Below are 273 nucleotides of genomic sequence, written 5' to 3'. Positions count from 1 at the left end.
TTAGTTACTAGCGCACGTGACTTGCTTGGCATGTTAGTCATGCTAGTTACTTTACTGTTTGCTTCTGTCGCCCTGGCTGATGATGACGATGAGGAAGCCGAAGAAAGACCCGAGTACGTAGTGTTATCTCAAGAACGGATGCTTGAACACGATATCGTGACTGCATCGGCCGCATCAGGAACATTATCGCTCACAACCAGAACCTTTGGGCGGATAGTTCATGATCCTGCGTCACTGAGTCATATTCGTGCCCGCTTCGACGGTGTTGTAAAA

Annotated in this window: 1 pseudogene; it reads left to right on the top strand. The window is 48.4% G+C overall.

Features of this window, described 5'->3' with window-relative positions:
• Positions 1-273, top strand: a pseudogene (locus tag AAEY62_RS22330) (efflux RND transporter periplasmic adaptor subunit); the annotation flags it as partial.

The sequence above is a fragment of the Pseudoalteromonas sp. GW168-MNA-CIBAN-0100 genome (genome assembly GCF_040309225.1).
Lineage (GTDB): Bacteria > Pseudomonadota > Gammaproteobacteria > Enterobacterales > Alteromonadaceae > Pseudoalteromonas > Pseudoalteromonas arctica.
The sequence above is the reverse complement of the archived record's forward strand: the minus strand, read 5'-3'. Positions and strand labels throughout refer to the sequence as shown.